Below are 19605 nucleotides of genomic sequence, written 5' to 3'. Positions count from 1 at the left end.
GCCGAACGGCATCGGCGGGCGGGCGGCACGGAGTTCTTTTCGATTGGCGACGTCCGCATGCTGTCATGCGGCGCGAGCGGCGGCAATCGAAAAAATTGCGCATTGCGTCGTTTCCGACCCTTTTCTCTATTCCGGGGCGACATTTTTGCCGCCCGGGAAGGCGGACGGCCATGTGCGGGACGATGCGGCAGTGCGGAAAACCCGTTGCCGGCGCGTTCGTTTCGGCGGGAAACGGGCGCATGCGCGGGCATCGGCGAGCCGGCCGCGCAGGCCGGTGCACCGCGCCCGGCACGCGTTCAGTCGATCAATGGCTGCGCGCGTACCCCTGGATCAGCGCGCGCATCATCCCTTCGACGGTTGCGTCGAGCAGGTCGGCTTCCTGCTCCGATTCCTCGACGAGTGCGGCATAGGCGGTCGCGAGCGTCACGCGGTCGACTTCCTGGCGTTGTTCCATCAGCGTCACCATCCCGTCCTTCGCCAGATGAGCGGAGAACGCGCGGCTGCCGATGGTCTGGAATACGTCAATCATGGCGGCTCTCCCGAACGTTGCCGATGCCTTCCAGTTTAGTCGGCGCACCGGCGCTCCGCCATGCGCGGCGGGCGCGCGCATGCCACGCGCGCGCCGCCGTTGCCGCCCGCTGCCGACCGAAACACCGCTGACACACGGCCGGCGCACGGTAGTACCGGTTTCAATGCTTATCCGAAGCATCAAATTGTCGACTTTTTATCGGTAAAGTCTCGTGTTGGATTTTGCGGCGTGAACCGGTCGAAACCGGGCTGGCGGCGTGTCGTCCCGGCGCCGCGCATCCAACACACGGAGGAGCAATGCTGGTGCTGATTGGCGTGCCGATCGTCGTGATCGGTTTCGCGCTGCGTTTCAACGCGCTGCTGGTGGTGACGATCGCGGGCGTCGGCGGCGTGGTGGCGGGGCTCGTGAAGGACTGGGTGCCGATCGATTCGCCGTTCGCGGTCGTCGCCGCCTATACGGTCGGCATGGCGCTGTTCACGATGATCATGGGCAACGGGTTCGCCGCGTTCCCGGTGATGACGGCCGGCATCGGCCTGCCGCTGATCGTCCACCAGTTCCACGGCAACCCGGCGATCCTCGGCGCGATCGGGATGCTGAGCGGCTTCTGAGGTACGCTGATGACGCCGATGGCCGCGAACTTCAACATCGCGCCGGCCGCGCTGCTCGAGCTGAAGGACAAGAACGGCGTGATCAAGGCGCAGTGGCCGACCGCCGTGCTGCTGCTGGCCGTCAACACGCTGCTGATGTACGCGTTCGTATTCCGCTTCTGACGAGATGCCCATGACCGACCGACTGACCCCCGAACTCGCGTCGAAATTCGCGTCGCTCGCGCTCGCGCACCTGACCCGCGAATATCCGAACAAGCTCACCCATTCGCTCGAAGGCCCGCACGACGTGCAGGGGCCGCGCGCATTGCACCCGATCTTCTACGGCAGCTACGACTGGCATTCGTGCGTGCACGGCTACTGGCTCGTGCTGCGCGTGCTCGAACGCTATCCGGCGTTGGCGGAAGCCGCCCGGATCATCGCCGTCGTCGACGCGCATTTCACCGACGCGAACGTCGTCGGCGAACGCGCGTATCTCGCGCTGCCGCACAACAGCGGCTTCGAGCGGCCGTACGGATGGGCGTGGCTGCTGGCGCTGTCCGCGCAGCTGGAGCGGCTCGCGCTGAAGGGCGTGGTGCCGCAGGCCGCCCGCTGGGCGAAGACGATCGCGCCGCTCGCCGACCTGTTCGTCGCGCGCTTCGAGACCTTCCTGCCGAAGGCGACCTATCCGCTGCGGGTCGGCACGCACTTCAACACCGCGTTCGCACTGGCGCTCGCGCTCGACTTTGCGCGCGCGACGCAGCGCGACGGGCTCGCGGCGCTGATCGTCGATACCGCGAAACGCTGGCACCTGAACGATGTCGCGTGCCAGGCGTGGGAGCCGTCGGGCGACGAGTTCCTGTCGCCCGCGCTGATGGAGGCGGAGCTGATGCGGCGCGTGCTGCCGGCCGCCGAATTCGACGGCTGGTTCGTGCGTTTCCTGCCGGATCTCGCGCGCGGCGAGCCGGCGACGCTGTTCGTGCCGGCGACGGTCAGCGACCGCAGCGACGGCAAGATCGCGCACCTGGACGGCTTGAACCTGAGCCGCGCGTGGTGCCAGCGCGCGCTGGCCGGCGCGCTGCCGGAAGACGATGCGCGGCGCGCGAGGCTGCTCGATGCGGCCGACCGGCATCTCGCGAGCGCGCTCGCGCACGTGGCCGGCGATTACATGGGCGAGCACTGGCTCGCGACGTTCGCGCTGCTGGCGATCGAAGGCTATATGTACTGAGTCGGTCAGGTTTTCGTGAGGCGCGACGGCTTTGCATCCGGCGCAATACCACTTTCCACCGGCCGATCGACTCGACCCGGCGGCAGACTCGATACACTGCCGTACCGGTTGCACGGGCCCCGGCATTCAGGCCCCGACGAAGGAGACAGGACAGATGGACACCCAACGCGCAGCGGTCGTGACGTACCGCGGCAAGGCGATCGAGAATAAACACGTCGCCGACGTGGCGGTGGTGGATGCCGGCGGCAAACTGCTGTTCCGGCTCGGCGATCCGTACCGGATGACGCTCGCGCGCTCGGCGGCGAAGCCGGCCCAGGCGCTGTCCGTGATCGAGACGGGCGCGCCCGAGCGGTTCGGTTTCGACGACGCGGACATCGCGTTGATGTGCGCGTCGCACAGCAGCGAGGAGCGGCACATCGCGCGCACGCGGGCGATGCTGGAGAAGGTCGACGCGCAGGAGTCGGATCTGCGGTGCGGCGGGCATGCGCCGCTGTCGGACGCGGTGTACCGGTCGTGGATCAAGCGCGACTACACGCCGACCGGCGTCTGCAGCAACTGTTCGGGCAAGCATGTCGGGATGCTGGCCGGCGCGCGGGCGATCGGCGCCGCGATCGCCGACTATCATCTGCCGGAGCATCCGATGCAGGTGCGCGTGAAACAGGTGGTCGCCAATGCGTGCGGCCTGCGCGACGACGAGGTCGACTGGGCGATCGACGGCTGCAACCTGCCGACGCCGGCGTTCTCGCTCGATCGCCTCGCGCGTCTTTACGCATCGCTGGCCGACGGCGCGGATACGGTGGCAGCTGGCGCGGCCGCGGCGACCGATCGCGTGCGTGCGCTGGCGCGCATTCATCATGCGATGACGGCCCATCCGGAGCTGGTCGCCGGAGAAGGGCGCTACTGCACGGTGCTGATGGACGCGTTCGAAGGGCAGGTCGTCGGCAAGCTCGGTGCGGATGCGTGCTACGGGATCGGCGTACGCGCATCGGCGCGCACGCGGGCACTCGGCGCCGACGGCGCGCTCGGCCTCTCGGTGAAGATCGAGGACGGCAACATCGACGTGCTGTACATGATGGTCAGCGAACTGCTCGAGCGTCTGCAGATCGGCACGGACGCGCAGCGCGCGCGGCTCGCCGCGTTCCACCGGCCGCGGATGCTGAACACGCAGGGTGTCGAGATCGGGCACGCGACGTTCCCGTTCGAATTGCAGCCGGCCTGACGGGCGTCGGCGCACCGATGCCGCAGGCCGGAGGTGCGTGCGGCAGCGGCGCCGGCTTGCCGGCCGGTGCGCCCGCAGCGGCTACGCGCCCGCGTCGCGAATCTTCGTCAGCTCGACTTCCGACAGCTCGCCGATGTGCGCGAGATGTTCCGCGAGGAAGTCCTTCAGCACGCGCAGCTTCGCCGAGCTGCGGCGGTTCGCGAGGTACGCGATGTAGATGTAGTCGCCCGTGAGCTTGTTCTGCAGCCGGTAGCGCGGCAGCACGGCTTCGAGCCGGCCGCTCGCGAGCAGGTCGCGCACCAGCCAGATCTCGAATTCGGCGATGCCGAGCCCCGCGCAGGTTGCATCCAGCAGCAGTTCCGAATGATCGGTGACGAGGTTGCCGGCCGGCAGCACGCTGTGCCGCGCGTCGCCGCGCGCGAGCTCCCAGCGCGGATCGCCTTCCGGGTGCACGTAGCGCAGGCAGTTGTGATGCCGCAGGTCGTCCGGTGTCGCGGGGCGCCCGCAGCGGTCGAGATAGCCGGGCGTCGCGCACAGGATGCTGTCGTTGCGCGACAGCCGGTGGACGACCAGGTTGTCCAGATAGTTCTCGCCCTCGTGAATGTCGAGGTCGAAGCCGCCGGCGACGAGATCGTTGTGGTTGTCGGTGAGCCGCACGTCGAGCTGGATCGTCGGGTAGCGCGCGAGAAACGGCGCGATCAGCGGCGCGAGGTGGCGGCGGCCGAACGCGACCGGCGCGGTGAGCTTCAGCGGGCCGCTCGGCTGCGAATTGAGCTCGGCGACGACGCGCAGCGTGTCGTCGAGATCGGCGATCAGCGTGACCGCGCGTTCCAGGTAGATGTGGCCGGCCTCGGTCAGCGTCACGCTGTGCGTCGAGCGATGCAGCAGCGCGACCCCGAGCGCGTCCTCGATCGCCGTGATCTTGCGCGCGACGGTGGACGTCGACACGTGCATCTCCTTCGCGACCGCGGAAAAACTCCCCATTTCGACGACCCGCACGAACGCGCGCATCGCGCCGAGGTGATCGATGCCGGTGTCTCTTGCCATTGTTTTCATTCGTCTCTCGCTGTTGCGTCCCACGCAAAACTGCTTTCGATAATACAGAGACGAGCTTCTTTATGCAAAGGCATAGAATGCGATCCCGTCGTACGGGGAAGCGGTGAACGCAGCCGCGTTGCCGCGGCGGCACGAGACATTTCAGGAGGGGCACCATGACGGAAAACGGCTTCCGCGTCGAAGCGGATCTCTTAGGGAAACGAAGCATTCCGGATTCGGCGTACTACGGCGTCCATACGCTGCGCGCGAAGGAAAACTTCGATATTTCGGGGCGCACGATCGCGTCGTTGCCGTACCTCGTCATGGCGCTCGCGGCGGTGAAGGAAGCCGCGGCCGACGCGAACTGCGAGCTCGGGCTGCTGCCGGACGCGTATCGCGACGCGATCGCCGCCGCCTGTGTCGAGATCCGCGAAGGCCGCCTGCACGACCAGTTCGTGGTCGACATCATCCAGGGCGGGGCCGGCACGTCGACCAACATGAACGCCAACGAGGTGATCTGCAACCGCGCGCTCGAGATCATGGGGCATGCACGCGGGCAATACGAATACCTGCATCCCAACGAGCACGTCAACCTCGCGCAGAGCACGAACGACGTCTATCCGACCGCGATCCGGATCGCGACCTGCTTTGCGGTCGAGCATCTGCTCGACGCGATGGCGCGCCTGCGCGATGCGTTCGCGGAGAAGGCCGACGCGTTCGCGGATCTGTTGAAGCTCGGCCGCACGCAGTTGCAGGACGCCGTGCCGATGACGCTCGGCCAGGAGTTCTCGACCTACGCGGTGATGGTGACGGAAGACATCGCGCGCCTGCAGGAAGCCGGCTTGCTGATGCGCGAGATCAATCTCGGCGCGACCGCGATCGGCACCGGCATCACCGCGCATCCGCAGTATGCGGAGAAGGCGCTGGCCGCGCTGCGCCGCATCACCGGCCTGGACCTGAGCACCGCGCCGAACCTGATCGAGGCGACGCAGGACTGCGGCGCGTTCGTGCAGGTCTCCGGCGTGCTGAAGCGGATCGCGGTCAAGCTGTCGAAGATCTGCAACGACCTGCGGCTGCTGTCGAGCGGCCCGCGTGCCGGCTTCGGCGAAATCAACCTGCCGCCGGTGCAGGCCGGCTCGTCGATCATGCCGGGCAAGGTGAACCCGGTGATACCGGAAGTCGTGAACCAGGTCGCGTTCGAAGTGTTCGGCAACGACCTGACGGTGACCTTCGCCGCCGAGGCCGGCCAGCTTCAGCTCAACGCGTTCGAGCCGGTGATCGCGAGCGCGCTGTTCCGCAGCTTCGGCCACCTGACGGCCGCCTGCACGACGCTCGCGGACCGCTGCGTGAGCGGGATCACCGCGAACCCCGAGCGGTTGCGCGAAACGATGGAGCGGTCGGTCGCGCTCGCGACCGCGCTGAACCCGTACATCGGCTACAAGCGCGCGACCGCCGTGGCCGCCGAGGCGCACGCGAGCGGCAAGTCGATCCGCGAAGTCGTGCTCGATCGCCAGCTGATGACCGACGCGCAACTGGACGAGGCGCTGCAGCCCGAAGCGCTGATCCGTCCGCGCGCGTACTGATTCCGGCCGCGCGGCGCCGGCGCCTGCCGCCGGCGGCCCGCGCGCGGCCGTTCCCGCAGCGCCCGCCGACGGGCGCGACACATCAAGAAACGGAGACACACCATGAAGCACGCCAGCGAGCGCGCGGCCGACCCGGCCGGCGGCGCGGACCCCCGTCATGCCGATCGCGATGCGATGTTCGCGTCGCACGAAGCCGGCTATGCGCAGCACTTGAAGCCCCGACACGTGCAGATGATCGCGATGGGCGGTGCGATCGGCACCGGCCTCTTTCTCGGCGCGGGCGGCCGCCTGCAGAGCGCGGGGCCCGCATTGGCCGTCGTGTATCTCGTGTGCGGCGCATTCGCCTTCCTGATCATGCGCGCACTCGGCGAGCTCGTGATGCACCGGCCGACCAGCGGCTCGTTCGTGTCGTACGCACGGGAGTTCATGGGCGAGCGCGCGTCGTTCGTCGCGGGCTGGATGTACTACCTGAACTGGGCGACCACCGGCATCGTCGACATCACCGCGGTGGCGATCTACATGAAGTACTGGGCCGTGTTCACCGACGTGCCGCAGTGGGTGTTCGCGCTCGGCGCGCTGGGGATCGTGTCGGTGATGAACATGATCGGCGTGAAGGTGTTCGGCGAGATGGAGTTCTGGTTCTCGATCGTCAAGGTGGGGACGCTCGCGCTGTTCCTCGCGGTCGGCGCCGTGTTTCTCGCGAGCGGCCATCCGGTTGCCGGGCAGATGCCGGGGCTGCATCTGGTCGCGGATCACGGCGGGATCTTCCCGCACGGGATCCTGCCGGCGGTGCTGATCGTGCAGGGCGTCGTGTTCGCGTATGCGAGCATCGAGCTCGTCGGCGTCGCGGCGGGCGAGACCGCCGATGCGCGCAAGGTGCTGCCGAAGGCGATCAACAGCGTGATGTGGCGCATCGCGCTGTTCTACGTCGGCTCGGTCGTGCTGCTGACGATGCTGCTGCCGTGGACCGCGTACAGCGCGCACGAAAGCCCGTTCGTCACGTTCTTCAGCAAGCTCGGCGTGCCGTACGTCGGCACGGTGATGAACGTCGTGGTGCTGACCGCCGCGCTGTCGAGCCTGAACTCCGGCCTTTATTCGACCGGGCGTGTGCTGCGTTCGCTCGCGATGGGCGGCTCGGCGCCGCGCTTCGTGTCGCGGATGAACGCGCGCGGCGTGCCGTACGGCGGGATCCTGGTCACGGTCGCGGTCAATGCGATCGGCGTGCCGCTGAATTACATCGTGCCGGCGCAGGCGTTCGAGATCGTGCTGAACATGGCGTCGCTCGGGATCATCACGACCTGGGGCTTCATCGTGATGTGCCAGATCCTGTTCCGCCGCGCGGTCAATCGCGGCGAGCTGAGCCCCGTGTCGTTCCGGATGCCCGGCGCGCCGTTCACGTCGTGGCTCACGCTCGGGTTCCTGGTCAGCGTGCTGGTGCTGATGGCGTTCGATTACCCGGGCGGCACGTGGACCGTCGCGATGATTCCCGTGGTCGTGCTCGCGCTGGTGGTCGGCTGGAAGCTGGCAAAGCGCGGTGCCGAGCGACAGGCTGCTGCCGAGGCTGGCGTGCCGATCGTTGCCGATCCGGCGAGCAACGTCTGACGACAGGCCCGGGCGGGCGACCGCCCGGTGCGCTCAGTTCAATCCGGCGCGTGCGCCGACCCAGCGGCTGAAGTCGCCGGCCATCTGCGCAGTCAGTTCGTGGCCGGCGTCATAGAGCTGCGTGTCGTGCGCGACGCCGAGCGCCGTCAGCTTCGCGTCGGCCGTGTTCGCCCACGCGACCGGCAGCTTGTCGTCGAAGCGGCCGTGCATCACCAGCGCGTGCAGCGGGCTCAATGCATCGCGCGACGCGATCAGCGGATCGATCTCCGGCAGGATGCGCCCGCACAGCACCGCGAATGCGGCGACGTCGGCCGGCGAGGTGAGGCCGACGCTCGCGCTCATGATGCCGCCCTGGCTGAAGCCGGCGATCACGGTGGGCAATGCGGCGGGTTCGTTCCCGGTGTCCCGCGCGCGCAACGCGCGCAGCAGCGCGATCAACTGCACACGGCTCGCCTCCGCGCGGGCCGCATCGATTTCCGGGCCGTTCGGGCCGAAGCGCACCGGAAACCACGCGTGCTGGCCGGGGCCGAACGTCAGCGGCCCGCGCACGAACGCGATTTCGAGGCGCGGATCGATCGTGCCGGCCAGGTTCAGCAGGTTGGTTTCGTTGCCGCCGACGCCGTGCAGCAGCAACAGGCGGCCCGCGGGGCGGCCGGCGGCCGGGCGCAGCCGGTAGTGGAGGCCGGATTCGGGATCGGTGGTCAGCGGCAGGACGTCGGTCATTGCGTGGGTCCGGTGGGGAAGTGATCCGATAGTCTAGAACGCGCGGACGGGGAGATGAATCGCCGGATGGTGATTGATTGTTTCCCGATGGGAATGAATGCGTAGCCAGAATGTCCGGCTACGCGTGTCCCGTCGCGAGCAAATTTCCCGAAAGGCGACCGTTCATCATCAATATGTCGACCGCACGACTCGCCGCCGCGACCCACAGTTGGAAAAATATCCACGTTTTGTCGATGCATGGAGTGCTGAGATGGAGGCTGCCAAGATTTTCGAGCATGGTGGATCGCAGGCTGTCCGCTTGCCCAAGGATTTCCGCTTCGATACCACGGAGGTCCGGATTCGGCGGCACGGCGCGTCTGTCATCCTCGAGCCCGTGCCGCAAGACTGGGCGTGGCTGACGCCACTGATCGGCCCGGTTGATGCCGATTTCGAGGAAGCTGCGACAACCGAGCCCGCCGCTCATGAATGCTCTGGGCCGGACGTGTTCGAATGAAGTTTCTACTGGATATCACCGCAACCGGATCACCGTCGACTTCAACTCCGTGTACTTCTCCAGCGCGTGCAGCGAGTTATCGCGCCCATTGCCCGATTCCTTGAAGCCGCCGAACGGGAAGTTCATGTCGTCGGTTTCCTCGTAGCCGTTCACCCACACCGTGCCGGCCCGCAGCCGCCGCGCGGTTTCGTGCGCGGTCGTCAGGTTGGCGGTCCACACCGACGCCGCGAGCCCGTAGCGCGTGTCGTTCGCGAGTGCGACGGCCGTATCCAGATCGTCGAACGCCGTCACCGCCAGCACCGGCCCGAAAATCTCCTCGCGCACGATCCGCGCATCGGCCCGCGGACAGTCGAACACGGTCGGCTCGACGTACTGGCCGCCGCTCGCGGTGCGCGCGCGCCGGCCACCCGCGAGCAGCGTCGCCTCGTCACGGCCGGCGTCGACGTAGCCGAGCACGCGCTCGACCTGCGCGGCGTCGATCAGGCTGCCCATCCGCGTGTCGGGCGACAGCGGATCGCCGGGCGCATACTCGGGCGCGATCGCGAGCACGCGCGCGACCAGTTCGTCGCGGATCGCGCGATGGACGAGCAGGCGCGAACCCGCCGTGCACATCTGCCCGGTGTTGTAGAACACCGCGTGCGCGACGGTGCGCGCCGCGCGTTCGAGATCGGGGCAATCGGGCAGCACGATCTGCGGCGACTTGCCGCCGAGTTCGAGCCATACGCGCTTCAGGTTCGAATCGGCCGCGCAGCGCGCGACTTTATGGCCGATCGCGGTCGAGCCGGTAAACGCGATGCAGTCGACGTCCGGATGCCGCGCGAGCGCTTCGCCTGCATCGCCGAACCCCGGCAGCACGTTCAGCACGCCGGCCGGCAGCCCGGCCTGCGCGGCCAGCGCGGCGAGCCGCAGCGCGCTCAACGGCGACTTCTCGGACGGCTTCAGCACGACGCTGTTGCCGGCCGCGAGCGCGGGCGCGCATTTCCACATCGCGATCATCGCGGGGAAATTCCAAGGCACGACCGCCGCGACCACGCCGATCGGCTCGCGCGTGACGAGCCCGACGAGATGCGCGTCGGCCGGCGCGACCTCGCCGCCGGTCTTGTCGATCGCCTCGGCGAACCACTCGGCGCAATACGCGGTGGACGGAATGTCGATCGTGGTCGTATCGCCGACCGGCTTGCCGGTGTCGAGCGTTTCGAGCAGCGCGAGATCGTCCGCGTGCTCGCGGATCAGCGCGGCCCAGCGCAGCAGCACGCGCTTGCGTTCGCGCGGCGATGCGTTGCGCCAGATGCCGCTTTCGAACGCGCGCTGCGCAGCCGCGACCGCGAGGTCGGCGTCGGCCGTGCGGCAATGCGCGACCTGCGCGAGGACGCGGCCGTCGATCGGGCTCGTGCAGGTGAAGGTGGCGCCGTCGTGCGCGTCGCGGAACGCGCCGTCCACGAACGCGCGGGAAGCGATGTCGAGCTGGCCGGCGCGGCTGCGCCAGGCGTCGTGCGTCTGCATGGGAAATCTCCGTCGTGGTTCGGCTTGGTCAGCGGGAAGTGGAGGTAGCGGAAGCAGCGGGCACCGCGCGGCGGATCGCGATCGCACGGCCCGCGTGCGGCTCGCGCGGCGCGCGCGCATGCTCGGCGTGAATCGCGTCGAGATGCCGGCGGATCGCGTCCGGAAACGGCGCCGAGCGTTTCGCGCGCATGTCCACGTGCGTGAGCAGCTGTTCGCCGGTCGCGAGCTGCGCGCCGGTCGTCGCGTGATGCATCGAATGGAGCACGTGCAGCCGGCGATCGTCCAGGTCGAGCAGCCGCACCGTGAGCCGCAGCGGCTCGCCGAGCATCGCTTCGCGCAGGTGGCGAATGTGCGTTTCCGCGGAATAGATCGAGCAGCCGGCTTCGCGATAGTCGTCGTCGATGCCGAAGTAGCGGAAGAACGCATCGCTGCTGTCGCCGAACACGAGCAGGTAGCACGACTCGCTCATGTGGCCGTTGTAGTCCACCCACTCGGGCTGCACGATGCAGCGATGCAGTTCGAGCGGCGTCGCGATCGGCGCGGCCGGATCGTACGGGCGCGACTTCTGTCCTTCGTAGGCCGAGCGCAGGCGCGGCTCGGCGGCGGGGCTGAGGGTGGTCGTCATCCAGTGCACTCCGAGGTTCGGAACGGGCCCGCACGTCGTCCGCGGGGCTGCCGGTCGATGTTATGACGGGTTGAACGTTTTTTCAATAATGAAATCGCCGATGGGTGTAAACACCGGTGCATCCGATCTCGTCAATCGATTGAACATTCATTCAACAAAACCTATACTCGCCAGCGCCGCGGTGCCGAAGCGAAGCAGGCGGGCGGCGTTCAAGCACAACGGAAAATCGAGCCGCCGCGCGCGGCAACCGGAGACACCGAAAATGAAGAAGCGCTTCCTGCTGGCCGGCATGATGTCGGTGATGGTCCACGGCTACGCCCATGCCCAGAGCAGCGTGTCGCTGTACGGGATCATCGACGGCGGCATCACCTACGTGAACAACACGGGCGGCGCGCACGCGTACCTGTTCGACGACGGCGTGTCGTACGGCAACCGCGTCGGCCTGATGGGCACCGAGGATCTCGGCGGCGGCAACAAGGCGGTGTTCAAGCTCGAGAGCGGCTTCCGGCTCGGCACCGGCAGGCTGAACCAGGGCGGTGCGATGTTCGGGCGGCAGGCGTACGTCGGGCTCGGCAACGACTGGGGCACGCTGACGTTCGGCAATCAGTACGACTTCGCGTTCGACTTCACGGCCGCGTACAACGTGAGCGCGTTCGGCAGCGGCTACGGCGTGCACCTCGGCGATTTCGACCGCCAGAGCGGCGACCGGCTGCAGAACGCGGTGAAATTCGTCAGCAATAGCTTCCACGGGCTCGTGGTCGGCGGCATGTATTCGTTCAGCAACGACGCGGGCAGCTTCCACGATGGCAGCGCATGGAGCGTGGGCGCGAGCTACACGCACGGCGATTTCTCGGCGGGCGGCAACTACACGCGGCTCAACGCGCCGCGCAGGCTTGCCGCGCTCGATCCGTATGCGCAGATGGGCGTGCGGACGATGCTCGGGCAGACGGTCGCGACGGTCGACCCGGCGACGGGCGCCGTCACCGACCTGCACGATTCGACGCCGTTCTCGATCGATTCGCAATCGATCTTCGGTGTCGGCGCGTCGTACACGTTCGGCAAGCTGACGCTGAACGCGGACTTCAGCAACACGACGTTCAAGGGCTACGGACAATCGTCGACGATGCGCGTGTACGAAGCGGGCGGCCTGTACCAGGCGACCGTGCCGCTGTCGCTCGTCGCGGGCTATCAGTACACGACGTTCGAAGGGCATCACTGGCACGAAGTCGCGCTCGGCGCGCATTACGCGCTGTCGAAGCGCACCGACGTGTATGCGGCGGTCGACTGGATGCGTGCATCGAACGGCGTCGACGCGGTGATCGGCTACAGCTTCACGCCGTCGACGAGCCGCACGCAGGCCGCCGCGCGCGTCGGCATGCGGCATAATTTCTGATCCTTACTCGTTCCCGGGCCGGGTTCGGCCGGCCCCGTCGATCATGTCCGATCCTTCCTTGAATGGCGACGTCGTCGCCGCGCTGCGCGACGCGCTCGGCGACGATTGCATCGGTGTGGGCGACGCCATCGGCGCGCGTCATTTCACGAACTACGGCGAAGCGGCCGGCCCGCGGCCGCGTGCGCTGGTGCGGCCGCGCAGCGTCGACGACGTGAGCCGCGCGCTCGCGATCTGCACCGCGCATCGTCAGACGGTCGTGCCGCAGGGCGGGATGACGGGGCTCGCGGCCGGCGCCGAGCCGGCTGCGCAGGACGTCGTGCTGTCGCTCGAACGCATGAAGGGCGTCGTCGAGATCGATGCGGACGCGGCCACCGTCACCGCGTGGGCCGGCACGACGTTGCAGGAGCTGCAGCAAGCAGTGGACGACGCGGGATTCGCGCTCGGCATCGATCTCGGCGCGCGCGGCTCGTGCCAGATCGGCGGCAACGTCGCGACCAACGCGGGCGGCAATCGCGTGATCCGCTACGGGACGACGCGCGAGCAGGTGCTCGGCCTCGAGGTCGTGCTGGCCGACGGCACCGTGCTGAGTTCGCTGAACAAGATGCTGAAGAACAACGCGGGTTACGACCTGCGGCAGACTTTCGTCGGCAGCGAAGGCACGCTCGGCGTCATCACGCGCGTCGTGCTGCGGCTGCATCCGCGGCTCGCCGCGCCGTCGACCGCGTTGTGCGCGGTGCGCGATACGGCCGCGGCGCTCGCGCTGCTGCGCGACGCGCGTGCCGCATGCGCGGACTTGCTGAGCTTCGAGGCGATGTGGCCGGCATTCTACGGCTACGTGTGCGCGCACACGCCCGGCATGCGCGCGCCGCTGCCGGCGGATGGCGGCGTCAAGGTGCTGATCGAATGCGCGAGCGGCGATGCCGCGCAGACGGCCGAACGGTTCGAAGCGGTGCTGGCCGACTGGCTCGAACGCGGACTGATCGACGATGCGGCGCTCGCACAGACCGCGGCCGATGCGCAGGTATTCTGGACGGTGCGCGAAGGGCTCGCGATCGACGATCTCCCTGGTCTCGTCAATTTCGACGTCGGCATTCCGCCGCGGGCGACGGAGAAGTTCATCGACGCGTGCGAGCGCGCGCTGAACGCACGCTGGCCCGGGGCGCACGTGTTCTTCTTCGGCCACCTCGGCGACAGCAACCTGCATGTGTGCGTTTCCGCGCCGTATGCGGCGGGTGAGGGCGCGCACGACGTCGACGCGGTGTTGTATCCGCTCGTGCGCGATGCGGGCGGCTCGGTGTCGGCCGAGCACGGGATTGGCCGCTATAAGCGCGACTGGCTCGGCTGTTCGCGCAGCGACGCCGAGATCGCCGCGATGCGCCGCCTCAAGCATGCATTCAATCCGTTCGGACTGCTCAATCCCGGCAAGGTGATCTGAACGGCAGAGCGTTCTTCGTCTTCGATGGACGACTCGGCAATCAGGCAGCGGCCCGCTCACGCATCACGCGAGCGGGCCGCCGCGTTTCAGGCCGGCATCACGCGTCGAGCCGCACCAGCGCATCGACGGCCACCGCGCCGCGTTCCATCACCAGCAGCGGATTGACGTCGAGTTCGACGAGCGTGTCGGCATGCGCCTGTGCGAAGCGTGCGATCGCCATCACGTTCGCGACGACCGCATCGAGATCGGCCTTCGGCCGCCCGCGATAGCCGGTCAGCAGCGGGCCGAGCTTCAACCCGAGCAGTGCGTCGCGCACGTCGCTTTCGCGCACCGGCAGCAGCAGCGTCGCGGTGTCGCGGATCAGTTCGACCAGCACGCCGCCGGTGCCGAGCACCAGCGCGAGACCGAAATTCGGCTCGCGCTTCACGCCGACGATCAGCTCGAGCAGCGGCGCGTCGGCCATCTTCTCGACGAGGATGCGTTCGACGTGCACATCCGGCGCATAACGCGCGACCTGTTCGGTCATTCGCGCGACGGCCGCGGCGACGGCTTCGGGCGAGCCGAGCTTCAGTGCGACCGCGCCGGCTTCGGTCTTGTGCGGCAGGCGATCGCTGACCACTTTCACGCAGACCGGAAAGCCGAGCCGCTGCGCGGCGGCCGGCGCATCGGCGGGCGCGACGCATTCGGCCGGCGGCACGTCGAGCCCGTGCGCGGCCAGCATCTGCTTGCTCGCCCATTCGTCGTGCAGCGTCGCGGCGCCGTTGCCGCCGTCGCCCGCGCGCAGCACCGGCAGCGCGTTCAGCGCGTCGGCGTCGAGCACGCGGCGGCGCGTGTCGCCGTAGGTCATCGCCGCGCCGATCGCATCGATCCCGTCGGCAAGCCCCTGCAGCGGCGCGATGCCGGCGGCGGCCATGCGGGCCGCGTGATCGGGCGGCGTCAGGTCCGGAAACACCGAGATCACCGCGCCGACCACGCCGTGCTGGCGTGCGGAGGCCGCGAACGCGTGCGCGGCGATATCGCACAGCGGCCGCTCGCCGGTCGCTTCCTGCGGATAGTCGAGGATCAGCGCGGCGGCGCCCGGGCGATCGGCGAGCAGCGCGTCGCAGCATGCGCGCATCCGGTCGGGGTCGCCCCACGGCGTCGTCGTGAAATCGAGCGGGTTCGCGATCGTCGCGTACGCGGGCAGCACGTTGCCGAGCGCGTCGCGGCCCGCATCGCCGACCGGCGGAAAAGCGATGCCGCGCGCTTCGCCGAGATCCGCGACGAGCCCCGCATCGCCGCCGGACGTCGCCAGCGCGGCGAGCGTGCGGCGCTCGGGCACGCCTGCGATCGCGAGCAGCTTCAGCGTCTCGACGAGGCCGACCGGGTCCTTTACGCGTATCACGCCGAGCCGCCGGAACAGCGCGTCGTACAGCGCGTCCGAGCCCGCGAGCGAACTCGTGTGGCTCATCGCGAGCTGCGCGCCGAGCGTCGACGTGCCGCTCTTCAGCGCGACGATCGGCACACCGCGCGCGAGTGCGCGTGCCGCCGCCTCGCTGAACGCGCGCACGTCCTTCAGCCCTTCGAGGTGCACGCCGATCGCGCGGATGCGTGGATCGTCGACGAACGCATCGACGAGGCGCGCGATATCGACCGACGCCTGGTTGCCGACGCTCGCGAGATACGCGAACGGCACCGAGCGCGCGCTCATCGACAGGTTGTACGCGAGGTTGCCGCTCTGCGTGATCACCGCGACGCCCGATTCGACGCGCGGCGCGCAATGCGCGACCGGCCACAGCGCGCTGCCGTTCAGCCCGTTGATCAGGCCGTAGCAATTGGGCCCGAGCACGGCCATGTCGCCGGCCGCGTCGACCAGCGCCTGCTGCAGCGCGGCGCCGTCGGCGCCCGTTTCGGAGAAACCCGACGCATAGACGATCGCGCCGCCGGCGCCGCGTGCGGCGAGCGCGCGCACGACGTCGATCGCCTGGCGCGCGGGCACCGCGACGAACACGGCGTCCGGTGCGGCGGGCAGGTCGGCGACGCTCGCATGGCAGCGCACGCCGTCGATCTGCGCATGATGCGGATTGACGAGCCGGATGTCGCCGGCATAGCCGTAATCGCGACTGCGCTGCACGGCGCCCGCGATGCCGCGTCCGCCGACGAACGCGATGCTGGCCGGGTCGAGCAGCCGGCGCAGATTGGCCGCCGCGGCCGCGCGGCGATCCCTGACTGCGGGAGAGGAAGTCATGAAAGGTCCTTTCGGAAGTCGCGCCGGACGGGCCGGCGCGACGATTCGCGTCAGCTGTAGCGTCGGAGGATTTCCTTGGACAGGATATGGCGCTGGATCTCGGACGTGCCTTCCCAGATGCGCTCGATGCGCGCATCGCGCCAGAAGCGTTCGATCGGCAGTTCGTCCATCAGCCCCATGCCGCCGTAGATCTGCACCGCGTGATCGGTCACGCGGCCGAGCGTCTCGGTCGCGAGCAGCTTCGCGAGTGCGGCGTCGCCGTCGGTCATCGTGCCCTGGTCGAGCTTCTGCGCGGTGTACAGCGTGACGAGTTCCGCCGCGCGGATCTCGGTCTGCATGTCCGCGAGCTTGAACGACGTGCCCTGGAAGTCGCCGATGCGCTTGCCGAACTGATGACGCGTCGCGGCCCATTCGGCGGCCATCTCGAACGCGCGCTGTGCGCGGCCGATGTTGTTCGCGGCGACCATCACGCGGCCGGCGGTCAGCCAGTCGTTCGCGAGCTCGAAGCCGCGATGCTCTTCGCCGAGGATCTGCGCGGCGCTCACGCGGCAGTCGGAGAGGAATATCTCCGACTGGTGATAGCCGCGCAGGCTCGTGCAGTGCGGGCCGCGCCGCACGGTCATGCCCGGCGTGTCCTTGTCGATCAGGAAGCAGGTCACGCGCTTGCGCTTCTGTCCGCGCACTTCCTCCTCGCCGGTGACGGCGAACAGGATCACGAAGTCGGCCGTGTCCGCGTGACTGATGAAGTGCTTGCTGCCGTTGATCACGTAATCGTCGCCGTCGCGCACCGCGCGCGTGCGGATGCCCATCGCGTCGGAGCCGGCGCCCGGCTCGGTCAGCGCGAAGCAGTCGACGCGCTCGCCGCGCACGGCCGGCTTCAGGTAGCGCTCGATCTGGTCGCCCTTGCACGCCATCAGGATCTTGCTCGGGCGCGCGACGAACACATGCAGCGCCCAGCTCGTGCGGCCGAGCTCGCGCTCGACGAGCGCCTGCGTCACGTAGTCGAGCCCCGGGCCGCCGGCACTCTCGGGCATGTTGAACGCATAGAAACCGAGCTCGAGCGACTTGCGGCGGATCGAGTCGGCGAGTTCGGGCGGCACGTCGTCCGCACGATCGACCGCGAATTCATGGGGCTGCAGTTCCTTCTCGACGAACTGGCGCAACGACGTCACCAGCATTTCCTGCTCTTGGGTCAGCGAAAAATCCATCAATCATCTCCCGACAAAATGAGGTGCGCGGCCTTCGACCGATGCGCGAAGCGCTTCCTGGCCGTCCTCGCTGTGACCGCACGCGACGCCGGCCGCCAGCTCGCCGCGCAGTTGCTCGGCGAGGGTCTGCGTGAGCGATTGCGCGAGCAGCGCCTTGGTGTGGCCGAACGCGACGCTCGGCCCTTGCGCGAGACGCGCGGCGAACGCGGCGACGTACGTTGCGAAATCGTCGGCGTCGACGACTTCGGACACGAGCCCCGCGGCGAGCGCGTCCTGCGCGTTCCAGCGTTCATTCAGAAAGATGAAACGGCGTGCGACGTCGGGGCGCGCGATGCGCGGCAGGAACCAGCTTCCGCCCATGTCGGGGCTGTAGCCCATGCCCGTATACCCGCAGCGCAGCGTCGCGGCCGTGCTCGCGATGCGGAAGTCGCACGCGAAGCCGATGTCGGTGCCGGCGCCGACCGTCGAGCCGTTCAGTGCGGCGATCGTCGGACGCGGAAATGCGGCGAGCGTCTGCACGAAACGGTGCGCGCGCTCGGTCCAGCCGTAGGTGTCGAGTTCGCCGTTGCGCTCGGCCTCGGCCCATTCGTCGACGTCCGCGCCCGCACAGAACGCGCTGCCGGTGCCGGTCAGCACGACGCAGCGCACGGCCGGATCGTTCGCGAGCGCGTCGAGCGTCTCGCGAAGAAAGTCGAGATGCGGCCGCGCGAGCGAATTGCGTTTCGCCGGGCGGTTCAGGCGAAGGGTCACGACGCCGTCGTGCCGTTCGATTCGAATGTCCTCGATGCTCATGCTGATCACTGTCTCCTGGTTGTTGTGTGTCGGGGTGGTGTCAGAGCCGGCAAGGGTCGCCGCTACTTGCGGACCGCATTTCGGCATAGTATAAGTTCTGTTAAATGAACGTTCAACCCAATTGTGAGTCGACCAGGAGACACACGATGAGCGCGGTGATGGAGACGTCGGCAGGTGTGGAGGACGGCAGGACCAGGGCGCATGTGGTACGCGCGGCGGCGCAGCAAGCGGCGAGCGGCGCGGGCCTGCAGATCGATCGCGTGTCGAAGCGCTACGGCAGCGTGCATGCGCTGCGCGAAACGACGATCGACATTCCGCGCGGCGAATTCCTGACGATCCTCGGGCCGTCGGGTTCGGGCAAGACGACGCTGCTGACGATCGTCGCGGGCTTCGAGCATCCGAGCAGCGGCGACCTGCGCGTCGGCGGCCGCAGCATCGTCGCGCTGCCGCCCGAGAAGCGCAACTTCGGGATGGTGTTCCAGGGCTATGCGCTGTTTCCGCACATGACGGTCGAACAGAACGTCGCGTATCCGCTGATGGTGCGCAAGCAGAAAGGGCCCGACGCGGTGAAGCGCGTGAAGGCTGCGCTCGATCTCGTGCGGCTCGGCCATCTCGCCGATCGCCTGCCGCGCCAGTTGTCGGGCGGCCAGCAGCAGCGCGTCGCGATCGCACGCGCGCTGGTGTTCGATCCCGATCTCGTGCTGCTCGACGAGCCGCTCGGCGCGCTTGACCGCAAGCTGCGCGGCGAGGTGCAGGTCGAGCTGAAGGCGCTGCACGAGCGGCTCGGCGCGACGTTCCTGTTCGTCACGCACGACCAGGAGGAAGCGCTGTCGATGTCGGACCGCATCGCGATCATGCGTGACGGCCGGCTCGAACAGATCGGCACGCCGGACGGGCTCTACGAGCAGCCGGCCAACCGCTTCGTCGCGGACTTCCTCGGCAAGAGCAATTTCATCGAAGGTGTCGCGCTCGGCGGCGATGCGGCGACGACGCATTACCGCGTCGGCGATGCGCGCTTCGTCGCGCCTGCGTGCGGTGCGCGGCCTGACGAGCCGCTGCTGTTCGCGCTGCGCCCGGAGAAGGTGGCGGTCTCGGCGACGTCGTGCGGCGGCGCGCACAACGAAGTGGCGGGACGCATTCGTCACTGGAGCTATTTCGGTTCGTCGTACCGCTTCGAGATCGAGACGTCGGCGCTCGGCTGCGTGACGGCCGACGTGCCCGCCTGGCGTGGGCTCGCGTCGCCGCGCAGCGGCATGGACGTGTTCGTGCAGTGGGAGCGCGACGCGACGTGCCGGATCGCGGCCGACTGACGCGGCGAACGCTGCATCCCGCGCGACGCGGCACGAGCTGCCGTCGCCGCCGACTCACCGACTGACGGATTCACCGATTCACCGACGCCCGAAAACGACGAGACGCGTGCGGGCGC

The 19605-nt window shown here is 68.4% G+C and carries 16 protein-coding genes and 1 pseudogene; 9 read left to right on the top strand and 8 right to left on the bottom strand.

What is annotated here, in order from left to right; all coding sequences use genetic code 11:
* Positions 1 to 304: 304 nt before the first annotated feature.
* A complete protein-coding gene (locus tag U4Y91_RS05415; protein ID WP_006750126.1) occupies positions 305 to 529 on the bottom strand; it encodes a hypothetical protein in 225 nt (74 codons plus the stop codon).
* 371 nt (positions 530 to 900) lie between these two features.
* Here U4Y91_RS05415 and U4Y91_RS05410 point away from each other — a divergent pair.
* The 3 genes and pseudogenes from U4Y91_RS05410 to U4Y91_RS05400 form a co-directional block, all read left to right on the top strand.
* Positions 901 to 1299, top strand: a pseudogene (locus tag U4Y91_RS05410) (5-oxoproline transporter, DUF979 family subunit); the annotation flags it as partial.
* A gap of 10 nt (positions 1300 to 1309) precedes the next feature.
* The gene (locus tag U4Y91_RS05405; RefSeq protein WP_321803901.1) at positions 1310 to 2341 is read left to right on the top strand and encodes a DUF2891 domain-containing protein; all 1032 of its coding nucleotides are present in this window, start codon (positions 1310 to 1312) and stop codon (positions 2339 to 2341) included.
* 154 nt (positions 2342 to 2495) lie between these two features.
* Positions 2496 to 3560, top strand: a complete 1065-nt coding sequence (locus U4Y91_RS05400; protein ID WP_321803899.1) for an asparaginase — start codon at positions 2496 to 2498, stop codon at positions 3558 to 3560.
* 81 nt (positions 3561 to 3641) lie between these two features.
* On the opposite strand, the gene U4Y91_RS05395 is transcribed toward U4Y91_RS05400, so the two are convergent.
* Positions 3642 to 4616 (bottom strand): LysR family transcriptional regulator, encoded by a 975-nt coding sequence (locus U4Y91_RS05395; RefSeq protein ID WP_321803897.1) that lies wholly within the window; start codon positions 4614 to 4616, stop codon positions 3642 to 3644.
* 155 nt (positions 4617 to 4771) lie between these two features.
* Here U4Y91_RS05395 and aspA point away from each other — a divergent pair, with 155 nt between their 5' ends.
* A complete protein-coding gene (gene aspA / locus U4Y91_RS05390; RefSeq protein ID WP_321803895.1) occupies positions 4772 to 6178 on the top strand; it encodes an aspartate ammonia-lyase in 1407 nt (468 codons plus the stop codon).
* Positions 6179 to 6280: 102 nt separating this feature from the next.
* On the top strand, positions 6281 to 7780 hold the full coding sequence (locus U4Y91_RS05385; protein ID WP_321803893.1) for an amino acid permease: 1500 nt from the start codon (positions 6281 to 6283) through the stop codon (positions 7778 to 7780).
* A 33-nt stretch (positions 7781 to 7813) separates the two neighbouring features.
* Here the strand turns inward: U4Y91_RS05385 and U4Y91_RS05380 are convergent, their stop codons facing one another.
* On the bottom strand, positions 7814 to 8503 hold the full coding sequence (locus U4Y91_RS05380) for a phospholipase (protein WP_321803891.1): 690 nt from the start codon (positions 8501 to 8503) through the stop codon (positions 7814 to 7816).
* A 250-nt stretch (positions 8504 to 8753) separates the two neighbouring features.
* Here U4Y91_RS05380 and U4Y91_RS05375 point away from each other — a divergent pair, with 250 nt between their 5' ends.
* Complete coding sequence (locus U4Y91_RS05375) at positions 8754 to 8996, top strand: type II toxin-antitoxin system VapB family antitoxin (protein WP_321804387.1); 243 nt, start codon at positions 8754 to 8756, stop codon at positions 8994 to 8996.
* Positions 8997 to 9011: 15 nt separating this feature from the next.
* Here U4Y91_RS05375 and U4Y91_RS05370 read toward each other — a convergent pair whose 3' ends face one another.
* Positions 9012 to 10499, bottom strand: coding sequence for an aldehyde dehydrogenase (locus U4Y91_RS05370; protein WP_321803889.1), 1488 nt, complete (start codon positions 10497 to 10499; stop codon positions 9012 to 9014).
* A 28-nt stretch (positions 10500 to 10527) separates the two neighbouring features.
* Complete coding sequence (locus U4Y91_RS05365) at positions 10528 to 11124, bottom strand: thioesterase family protein (RefSeq protein WP_321803887.1); 597 nt, start codon at positions 11122 to 11124, stop codon at positions 10528 to 10530.
* A 262-nt stretch (positions 11125 to 11386) separates the two neighbouring features.
* Here U4Y91_RS05365 and U4Y91_RS05360 point away from each other — a divergent pair, with 262 nt between their 5' ends.
* Together U4Y91_RS05360 and U4Y91_RS05355 are read left to right on the top strand one after the other, a co-directional pair.
* Entirely contained in the window at positions 11387 to 12517 is a 1131-nt protein-coding gene (locus U4Y91_RS05360) for a porin (protein ID WP_321803885.1), read from the top strand.
* A gap of 43 nt (positions 12518 to 12560) precedes the next feature.
* On the top strand, positions 12561 to 13952 hold the full coding sequence (locus U4Y91_RS05355; protein ID WP_321803883.1) for an FAD-binding oxidoreductase: 1392 nt from the start codon (positions 12561 to 12563) through the stop codon (positions 13950 to 13952).
* Positions 13953 to 14049: 97 nt separating this feature from the next.
* Here U4Y91_RS05355 and U4Y91_RS05350 read toward each other — a convergent pair whose 3' ends face one another.
* Genes U4Y91_RS05350 through U4Y91_RS05340 form a run of 3 tightly spaced genes read right to left on the bottom strand, consistent with a single transcriptional unit; the run spans position 14050 to position 18179 of the window.
* Positions 14050 to 16179 carry an acetate--CoA ligase family protein gene (locus tag U4Y91_RS05350; protein ID WP_321803881.1) on the bottom strand — a complete coding sequence of 710 codons (2130 nt, stop codon included), beginning with the start codon at positions 16177 to 16179 and terminating at the stop codon, positions 14050 to 14052.
* 50 nt (positions 16180 to 16229) lie between these two features.
* On the bottom strand, positions 16230 to 17387 hold the full coding sequence (locus U4Y91_RS05345; protein ID WP_321803879.1) for an acyl-CoA dehydrogenase family protein: 1158 nt from the start codon (positions 17385 to 17387) through the stop codon (positions 16230 to 16232).
* Positions 17388 to 17390: 3 nt separating this feature from the next.
* Entirely contained in the window at positions 17391 to 18179 is a 789-nt protein-coding gene (locus U4Y91_RS05340; RefSeq protein ID WP_321803877.1) for an enoyl-CoA hydratase/isomerase family protein, read from the bottom strand.
* 146 nt (positions 18180 to 18325) lie between these two features.
* Here U4Y91_RS05340 and U4Y91_RS05335 point away from each other — a divergent pair, with 146 nt between their 5' ends.
* Complete coding sequence (locus tag U4Y91_RS05335; protein WP_321803875.1) at positions 18326 to 19489, top strand: ABC transporter ATP-binding protein; 1164 nt, start codon at positions 18326 to 18328, stop codon at positions 19487 to 19489.
* The last annotated feature ends 116 nt before the right edge of the window (positions 19490 to 19605 follow it).

The sequence above is a fragment of the Burkholderia sp. BCC1993 genome (assembly GCF_905339865.1).
GTDB lineage: Bacteria > Pseudomonadota > Gammaproteobacteria > Burkholderiales > Burkholderiaceae > Burkholderia.
Note: the sequence above shows the minus strand (reverse complement) of the source record. Positions and strands in the feature narration are given on the sequence as shown.